Origin of the sequence: Pseudomonas sp. LS-2 (assembly GCF_003605735.1) — a bacterium.
GTDB lineage: Bacteria > Pseudomonadota > Gammaproteobacteria > Pseudomonadales > Pseudomonadaceae > Aquipseudomonas.
On sequence record NZ_QXTJ01000033.1, the window covers coordinates 230,966 to 246,675 of the forward strand.

The 15,710-nt window shown below is 49.2% G+C and carries 14 protein-coding genes and 3 pseudogenes; 12 read left to right on the plus strand and 5 right to left on the minus strand.

Annotated features, from left to right (window positions below; all coding sequences use genetic code 11):
• Positions 1–14: 14 nt before the first annotated feature.
• The 5 genes and pseudogenes from D3M70_RS19295 to D3M70_RS19320 all read left to right on the plus strand — a co-directional run.
• Positions 15–506: pseudogene (locus D3M70_RS19295) on the plus strand (DNA-3-methyladenine glycosylase I); the annotation flags it as partial.
• A 502-nt stretch (positions 507–1,008) separates the two neighbouring features.
• Positions 1,009–2,214 (plus strand): site-specific integrase, encoded by a 1,206-nt coding sequence (locus tag D3M70_RS31750; RefSeq protein WP_133306494.1) that lies wholly within the window; start codon positions 1,009–1,011, stop codon positions 2,212–2,214.
• Positions 2,201–3,739 (plus strand): site-specific integrase, encoded by a 1,539-nt coding sequence (locus D3M70_RS19305; protein WP_120127284.1) that lies wholly within the window; start codon positions 2,201–2,203, stop codon positions 3,737–3,739. Before D3M70_RS31750 ends, D3M70_RS19305 begins: the two co-directional genes overlap by 14 nt.
• Positions 3,720–6,650, plus strand: coding sequence for a hypothetical protein (locus D3M70_RS31755; RefSeq protein WP_133306495.1), 2,931 nt, complete (start codon positions 3,720–3,722; stop codon positions 6,648–6,650). The genes D3M70_RS19305 and D3M70_RS31755 overlap by 20 nt, the downstream gene beginning before the upstream one ends.
• Before the next feature lies 1 nt (position 6,651).
• Complete coding sequence (locus D3M70_RS19320; RefSeq protein WP_120127287.1) at positions 6,652–7,038, plus strand: hypothetical protein; 387 nt, start codon at positions 6,652–6,654, stop codon at positions 7,036–7,038.
• A 194-nt stretch (positions 7,039–7,232) separates the two neighbouring features.
• Here D3M70_RS19320 and D3M70_RS19325 read toward each other — a convergent pair whose 3' ends face one another.
• Positions 7,233–7,484 carry a helix-turn-helix domain-containing protein gene (locus D3M70_RS19325; protein ID WP_120127288.1) on the minus strand — a complete coding sequence of 84 codons (252 nt, stop codon included), beginning with the start codon at positions 7,482–7,484 and terminating at the stop codon, positions 7,233–7,235.
• Between the two features lie 166 nt (positions 7,485–7,650).
• On the opposite strand from D3M70_RS19325, the gene D3M70_RS19330 reads away from it, so the two are divergent.
• The 7 genes from D3M70_RS19330 (at position 7,651) to D3M70_RS19355 (ending at position 12,039) form a co-directional block, all read left to right on the plus strand.
• Positions 7,651–8,115 carry a hypothetical protein gene (locus D3M70_RS19330; protein ID WP_120127289.1) on the plus strand — a complete coding sequence of 155 codons (465 nt, stop codon included), beginning with the start codon at positions 7,651–7,653 and terminating at the stop codon, positions 8,113–8,115.
• Positions 8,116–8,353: 238 nt separating this feature from the next.
• Positions 8,354–8,776, plus strand: coding sequence for a hypothetical protein (locus tag D3M70_RS34275; RefSeq protein ID WP_120127290.1), 423 nt, complete (start codon positions 8,354–8,356; stop codon positions 8,774–8,776).
• A 173-nt stretch (positions 8,777–8,949) separates the two neighbouring features.
• Positions 8,950–9,339: a BPSL0761 family protein gene (locus D3M70_RS33970; RefSeq protein WP_305955094.1), complete on the plus strand. Its 390-nt coding sequence runs from the start codon at positions 8,950–8,952 to the stop codon at positions 9,337–9,339.
• Positions 9,333–9,578, plus strand: a complete 246-nt coding sequence (locus D3M70_RS34280; RefSeq protein WP_375232997.1) for an antitoxin Xre/MbcA/ParS toxin-binding domain-containing protein — start codon at positions 9,333–9,335, stop codon at positions 9,576–9,578. The genes D3M70_RS33970 and D3M70_RS34280 overlap by 7 nt, the downstream gene beginning before the upstream one ends.
• Before the next feature lie 188 nt (positions 9,579–9,766).
• Complete coding sequence (locus tag D3M70_RS19345) at positions 9,767–10,948, plus strand: Fic family protein (protein WP_120127291.1); 1,182 nt, start codon at positions 9,767–9,769, stop codon at positions 10,946–10,948.
• Positions 10,949–11,590: 642 nt separating this feature from the next.
• Positions 11,591–11,785, plus strand: coding sequence for a hypothetical protein (locus D3M70_RS19350; protein ID WP_120127292.1), 195 nt, complete (start codon positions 11,591–11,593; stop codon positions 11,783–11,785).
• A 23-nt stretch (positions 11,786–11,808) separates the two neighbouring features.
• Positions 11,809–12,039, plus strand: coding sequence for an AbrB/MazE/SpoVT family DNA-binding domain-containing protein (locus tag D3M70_RS19355; protein WP_120127293.1), 231 nt, complete (start codon positions 11,809–11,811; stop codon positions 12,037–12,039).
• Positions 12,040–13,073: 1,034 nt separating this feature from the next.
• Here D3M70_RS19355 and D3M70_RS33400 read toward each other — a convergent pair.
• From D3M70_RS33400 to istA, 4 genes and pseudogenes are all read right to left on the minus strand, one after another.
• Entirely contained in the window at positions 13,074–13,292 is a 219-nt protein-coding gene (locus D3M70_RS33400; protein ID WP_256659932.1) for a DUF1289 domain-containing protein, read from the minus strand.
• 252 nt (positions 13,293–13,544) lie between these two features.
• A pseudogene (locus D3M70_RS19370) lies at positions 13,545–13,960 on the minus strand (ATP-binding protein); the annotation flags it as partial.
• A gap of 1 nt (position 13,961) precedes the next feature.
• Positions 13,962–14,175: pseudogene (locus tag D3M70_RS33405) on the minus strand (ATP-binding protein); the annotation flags it as partial.
• Complete coding sequence (gene istA, locus D3M70_RS19375) at positions 14,153–15,652, minus strand: IS21 family transposase (RefSeq protein ID WP_165869852.1); 1,500 nt, start codon at positions 15,650–15,652, stop codon at positions 14,153–14,155. The pseudogene D3M70_RS33405 and the gene istA, both read right to left, overlap by 23 nt.
• Positions 15,653–15,710 lie beyond the last annotated feature (58 nt).

Sequence of the window (15,710 nt, forward strand, 5' to 3'; positions counted from 1 at the left end):
GTTTTGGAGAGGGCATGCAAGACTACAAATGGCTCAATGAATACTGTCTCAACCGCTTTGGTTCCGCCGCCGCCCTCGAGGCGCACCTGCCGACTCCCGCAACGCCCAGACAACTCAAGGCCATCAGCGACGACCGCTACCTGTCGACCCTCGCGCTGCGGGTGTTCCGCGCGGGCTTGAAGCACAGCCTGGTAGACGCCAAATGGCCGGCCTTCGAGCAGGTTTTCTTTGGCTTCGATCCTGAAAAAGTGGTGCTGATGGGCGCCGATCACCTGGAGCGTCTGATGCAGGATGCGCGGATCATTCGCCATCTGGGCAAACTCAAGAGCGTCCCGCGCAACGCGCAGTTGATCCTCGACATCGCCCACGAGCACGGCAGCTTCGGCAACTTCATCGCCGAGTGGCCGGTGACCGACATCGTCGGTTTGTGGCGCTATCTGTTCAAACACGGCAACCAGATGGGCGGTCTGTCGGCCCCGCGCTTCCTGCGCATGGTCGGCAAGGAGTTATCCGAATATAGGCTGATATGTTGACTCGGAACGGCTGGAGCGCCGTATTCAACGGCTCGCCATATTTTTCGTCAACATAATCAAAATCCACCGCAGTCAACATAGTTTATTATTATTAATCTAATGATTTGTTGACTAGCTGCCCGCGTTATCTGCTTTATGGGAAACTGTTGACGAAACCCCTCAAGCGTGCATAATTCACAGCCTGTGGCAAACCCAGCGATGGTTTGTCCGGTCTATCGGACTAGAACAGACTGTTGCTAAGCAGTACGTTGAGCCTCTCAACGCAGCACAGATGATCAGCGATGACTTTGATTATTCTTTATCAAGGTAAAGCTGGTATGACGTGCACTACACATTCCTATTCCTTCCATTTAAGCTACTTCCCTGGTTGGCTAATCGTTAGATTCAGTCTCGCTTCTGGAACGACACCTGATACTTACCTTGTAGATAATCACATATACGAACCATCTCCCAAGATACCGGGAGAAATAGTGTCGTGAACGTAAGAAAATTTAAATCCCGTGAAGGCACACTAAGCGTACTGATATTTAATAATAACGAACCCGAATACTGGGCAAGCTCCTGGCTAATCAACCACAAACAACATTCAACCGCGAAAACCAGAGAACTTTATGCACACGATTTATGTGCAGCACTTTTATTTCTGCATCACAAAAAACCCAATTACATCAGCCAATTTAAATCTGGGACATTCCTAAGCAAAGGCGATATTGTCAGACTCAAAACTTATCTTTCGGAGCCTATCACCTTTATAAAAAAGAGAATTGACGGACTCGGTATATTAAAGCCTCAAAAGGTTTGCAATACCACGTTTTCTCGGAGATGCAGAGTAGCGAGCGAATATTTATACGATCTCGCACGAGAGCTTTCCAATAGCGCCGAAAATTCATTTAGAGGCCTACAGACATTCAAAGAAATACTTGACGATCTATTAAACATTCCAAACTCAAATAATGGAACCTGCGCGACGCCGTGGAGCATTGACGATTATTTAAACATGAACAATAAGATCAAGTCCCGAGCTCGCAAAAATAGGTTCTTAACGCATAGAGATCTGGTGATTCTAAACCTACTGCGGGAATTAGGCATTCGACACGGTGAACTTTTAGGAATTACTACGGATGCGTTTGAACGTAAAGCCCAAGGTTTCGTTACCGTAAAAATTAGAGACAACCCCGATCCAAGCACCGATACCAGATCAAATTTGGCTACAGTAAAAACAGGAAATCGGGAACTAAAGATTTCGGACCAGACTTGGACTTTAGTTGAACGATACATCAAGACAAGAGCCAACAATCTAAAAGTAAACAAGCATAACTTTCTAATCATTGGACAGTCCGGCAAGCCGTTGTCCAACGATGCTGTCAACAACCTCTTCAACTCACTTAGCAAGTGTCTCGAAAAAAAAATTACGCCGCATAGCTTTAGACACTCTTGGGCGTGCAATTTTATTTTAGAGGAATATGAGAAAGCATCGAAAGCGACCGGCCCTCGAAAGGAACGAATAATATCAGCAGCGCTTAGCACGCTACGAGCACATATGGGGTGGAGCCTTAAATCAAAAATGCCCGAATACTATGGAAACTACGCTTTCCAAAAACTTGGCAACGACAGACTTATATACGAAGACGAATGGCTCACACAATATATTTTAGAAGGAGAGCCAGATGAGACCAAATAAAGTCGAACCTGCCCTAGACTTCTCGGACGATATAATTGAAGCATTCCACCAGAAAAATGGACTACACTTCATTATTGGGGATGAATTCTCCATTGAACATGAATCCCTGGATCGTGCTTACCACGTAGACTTCAAAGCAATGCTGTCTTGCATTGATAACAAGATAGTTAACTCCTTTCGCTACACACTTGCATCATGCATATCAGCGTGCTACGCCATATCTACTATCGCAACCTATTGCGAAAAACTTAAAGAGCTAGCGCGATTAATAGAAAACAACCTCCGCACCAACAGCCACCCTATCTATTATCTCAATGAATGCGAGGAAGTATGGAAGGAATTTGCATCCTGGTTACGCAAGAATGGGAATATGAAGTCATTCCTATGTAAATGCAACACAGAAGACGGCCTGCTCTGGGAAGATGAATATGGCTTGGTGATTGATAGTATCACTATGCCTTCTAGTAGGGGAAAGCAATCTGCGCGCGCATCCGACCCCGTGATGGGGGCTCTTACGAGCAATGAAATACGTGACTTAACTTATGCTATTTGCAACGCCTACAAAGAAGGACTGATCCATCTAGAACACTTAGCCACTTTCTTCCTGGCACTAGTGCTTGGATACCGTAAAAGCCAGATATTAAATATCAAAGTCGAAGACTTAACGTATAGCAACATCCAAAAAGGATGGCTCCTTAAAATTGAAGTGATAAAGCAAAAACTCAAAAGCAAGGCAACTTACCTTACCGTCAAGCTACCACCTTTAGTGAACTCCTTGCTTGATCATCTTGTGCCCATTTGCAAAGAAAGAAATAAGACGTTTTTGATCCACAAATCAACCGGCGGACCCGGGTTGATCATATCTAACGCAGATATTAAAGCGCTGCCTAACAAAAGGTGCAACGCGAGCGTAATCATGGAGCGATTGGAAATTGCAGCATACCAACAAGGTGTCAGAACATCGCGAGTAGCTGGTGGGAAGATTAACCTGAACTTCATCAGATTCAAACATACTTTATTGACACGCGCAGCAGTGCACGGCGCAACCGCTCACGAACTAATGTATCTAGGCCTCCACAGTACTTTGGAGTCTGCGCAGTCCTACATAGATTCGACACCGGAGGCTCAGATTAGGATCAAGGAAGAACTAGGACCAGCACTATCCTCAATCGCTAATTTATTTCTAGGCTCACCGTTTGAAGGTGGCTATGAGCGAGCGATTAAGGAGATGCCTGGTTCGATAAAGCGTCACTACGGTATAGCTGAGGCAAAACCAATAGGGGTTTGCGGCTCAACCAGTAACTGTACTGACCATGCACCAATTGCATGCTTGCTATGCCCAAGCTTCCAGCCATTTCGCGATGCTCCTTTTGGAGAATACAAAGCGTATCTCGCCCATGAAAGGGATAGTCAACCCGACGTAAAAGTTAAAAGCATCATAATAGAGTACATCGCCGCTTGCGACACATGGATAGACAAACTCAATCTTACACCTGGTAACAGTAATGGCACTGACTCCATCTGAAATAAGATTTGAAAAATTCAGGAAAGTTTATACACCTCTGTTTGCTGACTACCTGCATCCCGATGGGGATAATGACTTATCAGTCGTATATAAACTACCAAACATTATGATGTTCAAGGGCAATCCATTATCGAATGGACATGCGCTGCGTTCCTATGGCGATAAAAACCACCCAGTACTTAATGCAATTCTAATCGATCAAGATTGGATCAGCTTCATGAAACTAGCCAATTTGGCACGATCCCTTGAAGGTAAAAAATACAGCAAAGACATACCAACCGCTTTTTATTACTTAGTGACGGCGATGCCATCTTTCAAAAAGCCATGGAACTTAGTAAATTCGGATTTCATTCGAGCTTCCAACACACCAAACTTATCGACCGGAAAACTGCATAGAATTGGTGCAGGGCTAGTCAGTATCGGCAAGCTTATCAACAAACACAAACTTTCGAATGAAAAAATTAAATATGTCAAAAATCCGCATAAACGACCTCCCCGCAGGGATGATTCTTTTCTCCCTAATTTAGAGGCTTGTGAAGTTGTAGCCGGTATCTTCAGGTCACCCATCAATGGATTTGAGATATTAGCTTCATCGGCATTTGCCCTGTTAAACTATGCTCCATCTAGGAGCTCGGAGATTATTACATTAGAAACAACCTGCATATCGACGAATGATGGATTCGGGCTTCGGTTCCCCCAGCCGGCAAAGAAAGGGCAACCAGTCGTTAAACGCTCCGCGTGCCCAGAGTTTGAACAAGTAGTTCGCGACAGCGTTGGAAAACTTGAGGAGCTTGGTCGCGAAGCACGGCTAGCATCAGACTGGTATAAAAATAACCCTGACTCTTTATATATTCCATACCACTTGCTACATCTAGCAGATAAAGCACAGTATACCCCAGAGGAAGCTTTAGATATCATTGGATACGAACGGAACGACTCAACTTACCACGCACCGTGTCATCATAACAGGCCGAATTCACCGCAGGCCTGGTTAATGCCTCCAAATCTTCCGTCATATTTTGAAGAAAGATTTTTGTTCAAACGAGGTAAAGATCGAAAAATCTTGGTCGAGAGCGAGGCTGTTATAACAAAACAAAACTTGCTAGCATGGGTCAAATCTAAATTATCCTCTACCTTCCCGTATGTTGACGGAACATCAGGGGTCTTGTTCAGCAAATGCCTATTTGTATATCCATTTTCCTCATGCACGCCTACTACAAAAATCTACTGGAAGTGCGACTATGTTCCTTTATTCTTTTGCACCAACAAATTACAAATGTGGTTATCACGGCTGCTTTTTAAAGGACGTGGCCGGCCAGACTTAGCACTACAGACTCATGCTATGCGCCATCTGCTTAATACGCTTGCTCAAACCAAGCATATTGATCAACGTATAATCGCCATGTGGTCTGGACGCAAGTCCGTCGAGCAGAATGCGGATTACGACCACCGCGAGCCATTCGAAAAGATTCAAACAGTCGATGTTGATTCGATTAGTAACCGTTTCGAATTTGGCGGATTTCTTGATGAGCTTTATGAAGAGGAATACAAATCGGAAGGCGTCTCTACCGAAGCGTTTTTTAGGAATATTGTAGGATCTCTTCATGTGACAGAGTTGGGATTCTGTCGTCACGACTATAGCTCAGGCCCTTGCCCCAACGTTTTCCAATGTGTGGACTGCACTGAGCACTGCTTCAAAAAAGGTGATGAACGTTCAATAATGGCGGCGCAACGCATGATTGATAAACTGACACCGGTGTTAGACGCTGCCCAGCTAGCAATGCTTAAAGGGGAACCTGGTGCCAAAGAGTTTTTCGAATCCCACAGGCATAAAATCGAAAGATACCAAAAGCAAATAGATTTAAGTTGTTCAGAGGACATTCCTAATGATGCTCTCTGTTCGCTGACTCCTCGCGAACCCGCTGATAACATTGTCTCAAAAGCATTGAAATCACGTGATGATTATTCCATCATGTTAAATGCCGTCGGTTATGGCACAGGACGTATCTTGAGGGTAGCATCCAACAGCGTCGATCCCAACACAGTAAAAAAGTTTGAACTTCTAATGAGCTCTTGGTCAGTTGGCAATGGACTTCCGACGTGGGAAAATATCACTACTACATTGGAACTCACTCACGGGGTCAGACTTACAAGATCCTACATACTTCAAAACCCTTCCCTTTATGAAACTTTTGATAAGCATGCAAATAGGTTACTGACAATAAAATTTTTGAAGCGAGACAGCTCACTTCGTTGGTATTGGAATATAGAGCAAGCTACCAAAGAGGTCTTTGAGAACTGGAATTTTAGTGTAATGGGCTGCCCAAACCATGAAAACATTGCGAGTCAGATAAGTCTTGAACTTCCCTTCATGCAGACATCCGCGGTGGCTTTAGAGAAAAACCGTCGAGTGTCAGAAATGCTCCGCGCCAAAAAGAAAGAGCTACACGATATAGGATGGATTTATTGTTCAAGCGGTGGTTTCGTGTTATCGCAGCGGAAAACCACTCCTAATGGCACTGAGGGCATGAATATCCATGAATGCTTCACCCAGCTTACTGAGCAGTGGCAGATTTCAGATGGACTTCCTACTTACGAGAATATCACTAAAACGTTTGAGGCCACCACCGGCTTTCACATAACCAAGGCTCATATACTCTCTGACTCCAAACTCAAATCTGAATTTTACTCTCTGCTTGCACGAGCAGTAGCGACGGGCTACATCAAAAATATTCAGGGTAGATCACCGTCATGGGATTTCCCCACCATCATCAACTCAATAGTATCGAGCAATTCAACATCTGACTTACCAGAAGTTACATTCAAAAAGCTTCTGTTGGAGTTTCCTAAGATACATTTATCATATTTGGCATTTACGCGATTCTATAATGAAATAAAGAAGGATCACTGAGATGATACGTCGAGCAATCACCGACCACGACATTGCTGCATTCCTTGAGATTCTTAGGAATTGGGACGCTAGGAACAATGGCCCCTTAACATGGAAGACCTTTATCGAAGCTATCAATATAAAAATCACATACCGCTACGATCGAACTGCTTTATACAAAACCCATCGAGGCATCATTCATAAAGAATTTGAAGCAGCCAAATTAAGAGTAAAAGGAGGCTCTGAAAACTTGGGGAGTAGTATGTCTCGGCAAATGTTGCTGCTTGCCTACCAAAAGCAGAAAAAAGAAATAGACAAGCTAACCTTAACCAATAATAACTTATTAATACTTCATGAGCAGTATTTAAAACTACTATTTGAACATGACATCACACCCCGATTTCATTGAGCAATCCAGGGGCGTGACAGGAGGAGATGATACATCTCCCTCTCACTGCTGAGACGTCATGGTGTATGCATCGGCGTACGGAGATACTCATAACAGACAGACTAGGCTTACTCAAACAGCCTTAAACCGCTGTTATCATGCGAGTGCTTACCAGAGCTACACCCTTGGGCAAAGGCTATCGCAATGACTACCAGCTAAATAGGGGGATCAGCGGGCGCTGCCCCCTGGACCGCTGCGAGAGTCTCGGAGAGCAGATCCATCGGCGAACGCTCAAGTGCATTCGAAAGACTGATCAGCGTGGAAAGGGTTGGCTCGTGATGCCCCCTCTCCATGAGACTTATGTAGTTGCGCTGAAGCTCCGCAGCAAAGGCGAGACCCTCTTGGGTGAATCCGGCCTCCAAGCGTGTTCGACGCAAGACCTTCCCAAATGCCTCTGCAGTGTCCACAAATTCATCCAAAAATGAAGACTTTGGAATACGGAGGCTTTTACGTCTTCACAGTATACTGGTAATATCTTCAAGTCCCGTCGTGCGATCGGCAAATGCCTCGGAACGCAGCCACAGGAGATGCAATCGCTACGATGAGTAGGCAGCGTCATGGATTGTGTTCCGGATGAATCTACTACAAGAGGCGCTGAAATTGTTTCTAACCGACCCTCGTGAGGAAATCCTCAGCGACCATGAGAAGGTGTATCGACCGCTGTATGCCTGGCCTCGGATTGATACGAGCGAAACATACTATATAGCTTTTGTAGTTGATAAAAATGTAAGTATTTGCCCTTCTAGCGTCCTTTTCTCAACACAAGAGTCGCTAATCGAATACATTTCGGCCTGCCAAGAAATTGAGAGCCTGACTCTCCAGGAACTCATTGTCGTGATGCCCCCTCACCAGTACAACGGTGAACGCTGGATGAGCACTACTATCATAGAGCTATCTGCATCCTTTGACACCAGCGGGAATCTCCAATTTATTCAATATCAAACAGCCATCGGCGAGTTTGCAGAGTACCTTGCTGAACCTAAATATGAAGACCTATGCAAAACTATCTACACTGCAGAATCTGGTACAAAATCTTGACGTAATAGTCGAAATCATGAGCGAGGCAGTGACCCTTTACTAGACTTGCTGATGACGCTGTACTGAATCGCAACCACTAGCTACGCGATCTATACAACCTCCCGCCGCACGTAATGTAATTTTACAGAAAGTATTACTGGCGGTGCCGACTGATTTGGGAATGGCTTAGCAATTGATATACGTACTTGACCAGGCAGGACGGACAATCTCCACCAGAACGCACTGTGAATTGGAGGGGATGGGGTTTCTCGTGACCATTACCTCAACCCTGACGGGAATGCGCGATCGCGCAGCTATGGTCAGCTGTGCGTACGAGCTACAGCACTTCTTGAACATCGCCACAGATGTGGAGATCAGTGGAGTACAGATGATGTGCCCACCGACCCTGTCGCGATCAGGTCAATGGACCTTAGAGGATCTAATCCAAATCACCTGCTTCGAAGGCCTTTATACCGACGAGACTGCTGTGGTGTACCGCACGTCACAGGATGTTTACAAAATCGGAGAGTTGGATCTTCGCAAAAAGAAAACGTCCAGGGTGTGGTTTTCAAAAAAACGCGTGGAGAATCACCGACCGCGAATTTCAGAGTCCCCCCCTAAGCCCGACCCTCATCGGATGTACGCCCCCCTCTACATGAAGTCAGAGTCCGCGCTTAAATAGGGGATCACCTGTAGCTCCCAAATCGGATTGCCTATTTGGGCCCAATTTCTGAGGATCGTTCTCATGTTTGATATCGAAATTGCTGCGGAGCAGAATGAACAGGTGCTAATCGGGAAAGCGACCGAGGTCCTCACGAAGCTGTGTGCCCTGTTACCGATTAAGGTACAAGTATAATGACCTCTAGCTATGAGAGAACACGCAGCGTAATCGAAACGGGCTCATTTCTAGCGGCGCTTTCCCGAGATACCTCCCTACCTGACGACGTTCGAGAGCAAGCCAGGCAGCTACTCCGGCACTACCCTACCGCAGAATCTGTAAGGCTAGCTGGGCGGTGCGAAGAGATCAGGCAGGCTGAAGTTTTGAAGCTTCCTGGAAGCCCTGGCACTCTGCATCCAGCTCTTGCGACCTGGCCTCTTCTTGATACTTTTTTCTGCGATTCTGCGATTCTGCGAACTGGGATGCGCCTAGACCCAGCGCTCCACCGACTTTCAATGCCTTGCCTAAACTGCAATCCATCCCTGGCACAGTGGGCAAAACTCTGGCCGCCGGCTTTCAGGTGCTGAAGTCGGCCACCCCTGCCAGGATCGGGTGCTTGAGCAATGAGTATCGCTGTTTCACATCTGCGCAAATACAGGTTCTCTCACGCGCCACTTTGATCTTAGGGCCTCCAAGAGCAAGCAAGTGGTTTGTGAGTCGAATCCGAAGCCTGGATAGGAGGCAGCCATGCACGCTGATTCACAACGCCCTCGGATTCGCTCTGGTCATGGACGTTCTGACTCAACTCGAGCACGGAATCTTCTGAGAAATCTCTAGCTGACGATGTTCAAGCAGATTAGCGATATTCAGAGAGGCTGAAATCGAATGGATCATTCAGGGTTAGCGGACAGGGGATTGAACAACCTCAGGCACCCAGCTCGCTACCGCATTGATTGTCCTCAAATGAACGCTTCCAAATAGTACAAGATTAATCTCAGAGCACGTAGACGACGAATGGCATTAACACCCTACATCACACAGGATAAAGCTCCTGATGTCCTCAAGAACGCCGCCATCGAGCTTATAGAGCTCGACGCTGCGCTGGACGCGAATATCCTCGAATCTCTGCGATCCCCAATGATTCACCTCCAACGTCAGGTGAATGCGTATTACAGCAACAAAATCGAAGGAAACTCGGCGTCCGCCGCCGATGTGCTTCGTGCTGATAAAAGTCCATCTGGCGCTGAAGTAGCACTGGATTTGGTGGAAATAGAACATCACATCGAAGCCCAGATCCGTCTGTCTATCGATCCAGTTGGTGCGGCCGCAATCAGCAGGCGCGAATCGATTGCACGCTTGCATTGCGAGATTTACAGCGGACTACCCGAGCAATACCTGCGCGTTGACGTCGAGGGTTGTGGGGAAGCCATACGGCTCACGCCGGGCGAGATTCGAACAAGAGGCGTACGGGTGGGATATCACATTCCGCCGCCCGCCGAAGACATCGGCTCTTACCTTACATGGTTTGAAAATGCTTACCGATTGAACCGACTACATGGGCTGGCGCCGCTATTGGCTGCCGCGGGTGCTCACCACCGCCTCCTCTGGTTGCACCCATTTTTCGATGGAAACGGAAGGATGGGCCGCCTGTTCACCGATGAATATCTAAAAGCTGGCGGCATGAAGGGATACGGGTTGTGGTCAATGAATCGCGGATTCGGCCGGAATGTTGATGCCTATTACACCGCCCTGAGAGCAGCCGACCATCCCCGTAAAGGAGATCTAGATGGCCGTGGTAGGCTCTCGGATAGCGGCCTGCTCGACTTCACCGAATACTTCATCACGACGGCACTAGCGCAGGTGCGTTTTGTCAGCGCACTTTTGGAACCGCGCGCGCTTAACCGCCGTATCGATCATTACTTTCAGATGCGTCATTACACCGAGGGAATGATCGCAACCGGAAAAGTACAGCCTAGGCTACGCATTGAAGCCCTTCACGTCTTTCGAAACTTGCTTGTGCTCGGCCCGATGCAGTGTTCAGAAATCGAAACCGGATTAGGTCTTGGCCAGCCCACAACGCGCGACTTACTCGACCAGATGGCCTGCGAGGGATTAATCGCCATAGGTGACGACATGCGGGTCTCGATGAGGCTGTCTGAGCACGCCATCATGACCCTGTTTCCTGATCTGTTCTGATCCTCGCAAGCTACAAAGGCGGCTTAAGCGTTGATTAACTAGCCTTCCTATCCCAGGCCTTATCTTTCGGGGTCGTGAGCAATTGAGCTGTTCGACTCACCATCAGTTTGATAGCCTGAACAGCTCTGCAGTTCAGGGCAAGCACGCAATCGCGTGCTTCATCAGCCCAAAGCCTTATCATGAGCAGAAGCCAACGCAAGACACCAGTCTGTGGTATCACCACCGCAACTAGCGAACATCTCGACAAGCAAGCCTGGCACAGGCGCTACCGTAAAGCCGTACGCCAGCGGCTCGTCAAAGACCCAGATGCAGAACCTCCTCACCTGCGCGAATTCTTCGATCCCTGGTGCATGCGGAAGGACGGGAAACGCTACTACGGGGTGGACAGGCTCAACGAGAGGTTTCTGAGAAAGTGATTCCTTGATCGATCACGCCAGCTGCCTGACCACACTGACTTTCCCACCTACTTGCCTCCAGCTTGGCCAGAAGGTGATTTCGGTTTGACCAGCATGCTCAAAATAACTAGGTTTCCTCTGAGGGACATCCCTAAATTGTCTCGTGCCCAACCGGTCTCAATGCAGCAGATTCGTGTCATCAACGCAGGCCGTTTACACTTCACGTCCGATTCCATCAGGTGTTTTCATGAGCCTCACAGATGCGGTTCTGATCCTGCTGCTTGCTGCACGCATTCATGGTACTGATGAGGGCGTTCGTGCAGCTGCCAAGAGCGTGGTGAAGAAGCTACCTCGCAGCAAGCGGGATGGAGTCTATAAAGTGATAGACAGCAAAAGCCCGCTTCAAATGGTGGGGCTAATCGCTCAAAATCTTGAACCTTAATCTAGGTTCTAGGGCAGGAAAGAATGAACAGCTCATTTAAAGTGGTAATTGAGGATTGGGACGGTGATGGCGCGATTCGCATCCCCGACGAAGCCCTCCAAGAAATGGGGCTGGACGCAGGAGACTCGCTGTATCTGCTCGAAGAGTTCATAGGCAATACGCGGTGCGTAGTCCTTTCGAAGACTCCGAAGCTGCCAGATAGGATTGATGAGTTGGTAGAAGCTTGGGACGGCAACTTATCAAAATCGGGGTAACCTTTCAGCAACTCCCAGCCGGGAGAGCAGCACCTGATCTCATAAATGGACGATGGCCTTCGGTAAAACTTGGTCTTGCGCGGTTAAACATCGACCTCGCTGTCTGACGAACCACCGCTCCGCGTTGACAGCTGACGCGTCGAATCTGGATTGGCTCCATCTCGAAATTTGGTCAGTGAGCTATCATCGATTCCACCTGTGCTTAACGTTAGCCGGGGCTATCGGCCCTGGAAGGATGTGAAATGACCAACAATTCCGGGCCTATGTTTTCTGCAAAGGAAATGGGCCCATGTTTGATTCCAAGATATGCAGCGCCTACGCAATCGAGTCGAATAGAATGTTTGACATGTAGATCTATTCAGACTGAACGCGCGCTGGAGCTCTATCACGCTAGATGCGTCGAGGCAAAGAAACGTGGATGAGTCCAAATCAGTTGAGTAGCATTTGTGACAGTGCACACCTGCCCAGGTCGGTCATGATGGTCTTACGACACTTGCCCAGGCATCAAACGGACTCCAGCGAGCATCCCTACAGGCTCCTCAAGGTTCGCTTGTATCGCAGTACGTATCAAACGGCCAGGATCAGACCTGGAAGCTAGTATCGCGCGGGCTTCTCGAATGAACTGATCTTGAAGCATCCACTTATCGGTTTTGAGCTTTCGGCGTCCCTTCATTTATCACCTCATAGGGCCTCCGGCACTGAGACCTTGTACAAAATTGGTTAAGCTGCGCATGCCAACCGTCAACGGCCAGATTCTATAAAAATGTCGCCCTGAAATAAGAGCCCGAGGTCACAAAGTCGCCAGCTCTCGCTACATCAAGCTGCAGCACGGCCATATGTTGCTCAGAGACCAGCATGCCAACCAGCACAGCCCCGGACTGAAGCGTAGCGGCACCAAATGCCAGTACAGACAATCCCGGATAACTCGTCAGTTTAGACCCCTCAGTGGCTCAGGAGTGTGGGCGAATCCAGCCAGGGGCATCTGCGTATAAGACCGAGCCAATAACCAGCAGGATAGATAAAAGCCTCAGCTTTTATTTTTTCTTTTTGGCAATGCTCTTCACGCGGATCGCCGCCTTCTGGACCGTCGCCATCTTTTCAGGCCGCTTCATTCCCCGCCATTTTCGTATCTCTTCCCTAGTGCGGCCACAGCTTACACACATCTCGCTATTTAACTGGCAAAGAGAAATGCAGGGTGTCGGCGCTGATTGAAAACTGACCCACCCTGCCGATTGAAAATTGACCCAGGGCAGATTGCCGATTTGTCATCAGCAATTGTGGATTAACGTAGCAGTCCTGTCCGACCTCAAATGATCGAAAGCCCCACCACATGATGCGTGTGACAGGGCATTTCCCGATCTGGACTAAAATGGCTCATCGTCCTCAACAACATCACCTTCCTTGCGCTTTCGCTCACGTGTCTTGATCTTTGTCTGGACAGCCAGAGTGCTGTGTTGCAGGCGATAGGACTCGTTACCTGTTTCAACGATGTGGCAGTGGTGCGTCAGTCGATCCAGCAGTGCAGTAGTCATTTTCGCGTCGCCAAAAACGCTCGACCATTCCGAGAAGCTCAGGTTGGTCGTGATGATCACGCTGGTGTGCTCGTAGAGCTTGGACAAGAGATGAAACAGCAGCGCACCACCGCTTTGGCTGAAGGGCAAATAGCCCAGCTCATCCAGGATGACGAGGTCGGTGCGGAGCAGCCCCTGTGTAATCCGGCCCGTTTTTCCATCGTACTTTTCCCGCTCCAACAGATTGACCAGGTCTACCGTGGAGAAGAAGCGGACTCGCTTGTTGTGAACGGTGATCCCGGCCACAGCCAGTGCGCTGGCCAAGTGTGTTTTGCCGGTACCGGGCCCGCCGATGAACACCACGTTTTGGGCCGTCTCTGTGAACTCCCGACTGGATAATTCTTTGACCANGGTGCATGGGGAGCTTGGCCATGTTCATCTGATGATTCACGGAGCGCACGGCGCGATCTGCCTGCTCCTGCTGGAGCAGATGCTCCAGCAACCATTTTGATGATGCTGTCGACGCTTCACCTTGGGCCGCCAGTTCTTCCCAGGCGTGCGCCATGCCATGCAAGCGAAGCTCTTTGAGTTCTGCCATCAAGTCACGCATTTCGGCTCTCCTCATCTTTCGCACGCAGTTGGTCGTATCGGGCCGTGTTGGCTGCTGGAGCGACCTTGAGCTGTAGGCTTGTTTCTACGGAAGGCGGCGGCGCCGTGGACGTCAGTCGAGCCAGGACATTCAGGATGTGATCAGCGCTCAAGCTGCCAGACTCGAGCACCAGCTCCACAGCTACCAGAACAGAGTCGAGACCGCTGATGGGCACCGCAGCCAACACTTGGGTCATGACGCGATCACCGTTAGCGTGACGCCGTAGGCCACGCTTGAGCAGGCGTAATGGCTTGGGTAAATCAGCAAATGGGGCGCCGTTGCGAAGTGCGCCAGGCTTGCGCTCGATCAACGGGATGTAGTGCTGCCAGTCGTAGCTGACTTGGTCTCGATCAAACAGTCGCTCATGACTGGCGATAGTTGTTTCATCAGCAACGACCACAACCCGCGAGGGATATAAACGGCTGCTGACCCACTGACCGACGCGCTCGCAAGGCACTGAGTAACGATTACGCGCGACGCTGATCAGGCAGGTACTGGAGACACGCACTGTGCGTTCGACATAGCCGTCGAAAGCGCTGGGCATCGGCATCATTTCCATCCGTTCCAGCTCCAGAACATCTGCCACTGTAAGCCCCTTATATTGCGGGTGCGGCAGCTCACTCCAGAGAGTACGGCAGCGTTGGCCGAGCCAGACATTCAGCTCATCGAAGGTATGAAACAGGCAGTCTTGAGCATCAAGCCAGATGCGCCGCCGACTGTCCTGGACGTTCTTCTCAACGATTCCTTTTTCCCAGCCCGAAGCCACGTTGCAGAAGTCTGGGTCGAACAGATAGTGCGCGCACATCACCGAAAACCGGGCATTGACCGTCCGGCCTTTCCCCTTGCTGACCTTGTCGACCGCTGTCTTCATGTTGTCGTAAATTCCGCGACGCGGCACGCCACCCAATGCTCCAAACGAGCGAGTGTGGGCATCAAACAACATCTCGTGACCTTGGCTGGGATAGGCCACCAGCCAAAATGCGCGGCTGGCACAGAGCTTCATGTGGGAGACCTGGATCCGCCTGAACAGCCCGCCGATCAGCAGACCTTCTTCACTCCAGTCGAACTGGAAAGCCTCGCCCAGCGCGAACGTCAACGGCACAAAGGCTCGCAAGGATTTTCCTTGTTCGCCGCGCCACGCGCGGATGAAGGCGGTCAGTTGGCTGTAGCCGCCATCGTACCCCTCAGCTTTGATCTGCTCGAAGAGCGCCTTGGCGGTTCTGCGGTTATGTTTTGCCCGAAGCGAATCGGCTTTGAGCGCCTGCTCCAGTGTTTTGTGGAAAGGACTGAGCTTGTTGAAAGCGGCTTGCCGTTGGTACACCGGTTGTTTGGTTTCGGGGGCCTTGATCCACTTCCGGATCGTGTTCCTGGACAGGCCAGTACGCTTGGCTATCTGATGCAGCGACAGTTTGTCGCGAAAGTACATCCGCCGAATTTTTCCCATCATTTCCATGCTGATCACCCTGTGTTCTCCTGCTCGGAAAGTGAGCAGAAGCAGTTGAACACCTGGG

What these genes read in the sequence shown, in the direction of transcription:
- D3M70_RS34275 (WP_120127290.1), top strand. Translation starts at nt 8,354, where the DNA reads ATGGGGTTTCTCGTGACCATTACCTCAACCCTGACGGGAATGCGCGAT.
- D3M70_RS19350 (WP_120127292.1), top strand. Translation starts at nt 11,591, where the DNA reads ATGAGCCTCACAGATGCGGTTCTGATCCTGCTGCTTGCTGCACGCATT.
- D3M70_RS31755 (WP_133306495.1), top strand. Translation starts at nt 3,720, where the DNA reads ATGGCACTGACTCCATCTGAAATAAGATTTGAAAAATTCAGGAAAGTT.
- D3M70_RS19330 (WP_120127289.1), top strand. Translation starts at nt 7,651, where the DNA reads ATGAATCTACTACAAGAGGCGCTGAAATTGTTTCTAACCGACCCTCGT.
- D3M70_RS19320 (WP_120127287.1), top strand. Translation starts at nt 6,652, where the DNA reads ATGATACGTCGAGCAATCACCGACCACGACATTGCTGCATTCCTTGAG.
- D3M70_RS19355 (WP_120127293.1), top strand. Translation starts at nt 11,809, where the DNA reads ATGAACAGCTCATTTAAAGTGGTAATTGAGGATTGGGACGGTGATGGC.
- D3M70_RS33970 (WP_305955094.1), top strand. Translation starts at nt 8,950, where the DNA reads ATGACCTCTAGCTATGAGAGAACACGCAGCGTAATCGAAACGGGCTCA.
- istA (WP_165869852.1), bottom strand. Translation starts at nt 15,652, where the DNA reads ATGGAAATGATGGGAAAAATTCGGCGGATGTACTTTCGCGACAAACTG.
- D3M70_RS19305 (WP_120127284.1), top strand. Translation starts at nt 2,201, where the DNA reads ATGAGACCAAATAAAGTCGAACCTGCCCTAGACTTCTCGGACGATATA.
- D3M70_RS19345 (WP_120127291.1), top strand. Translation starts at nt 9,767, where the DNA reads ATGGCATTAACACCCTACATCACACAGGATAAAGCTCCTGATGTCCTC.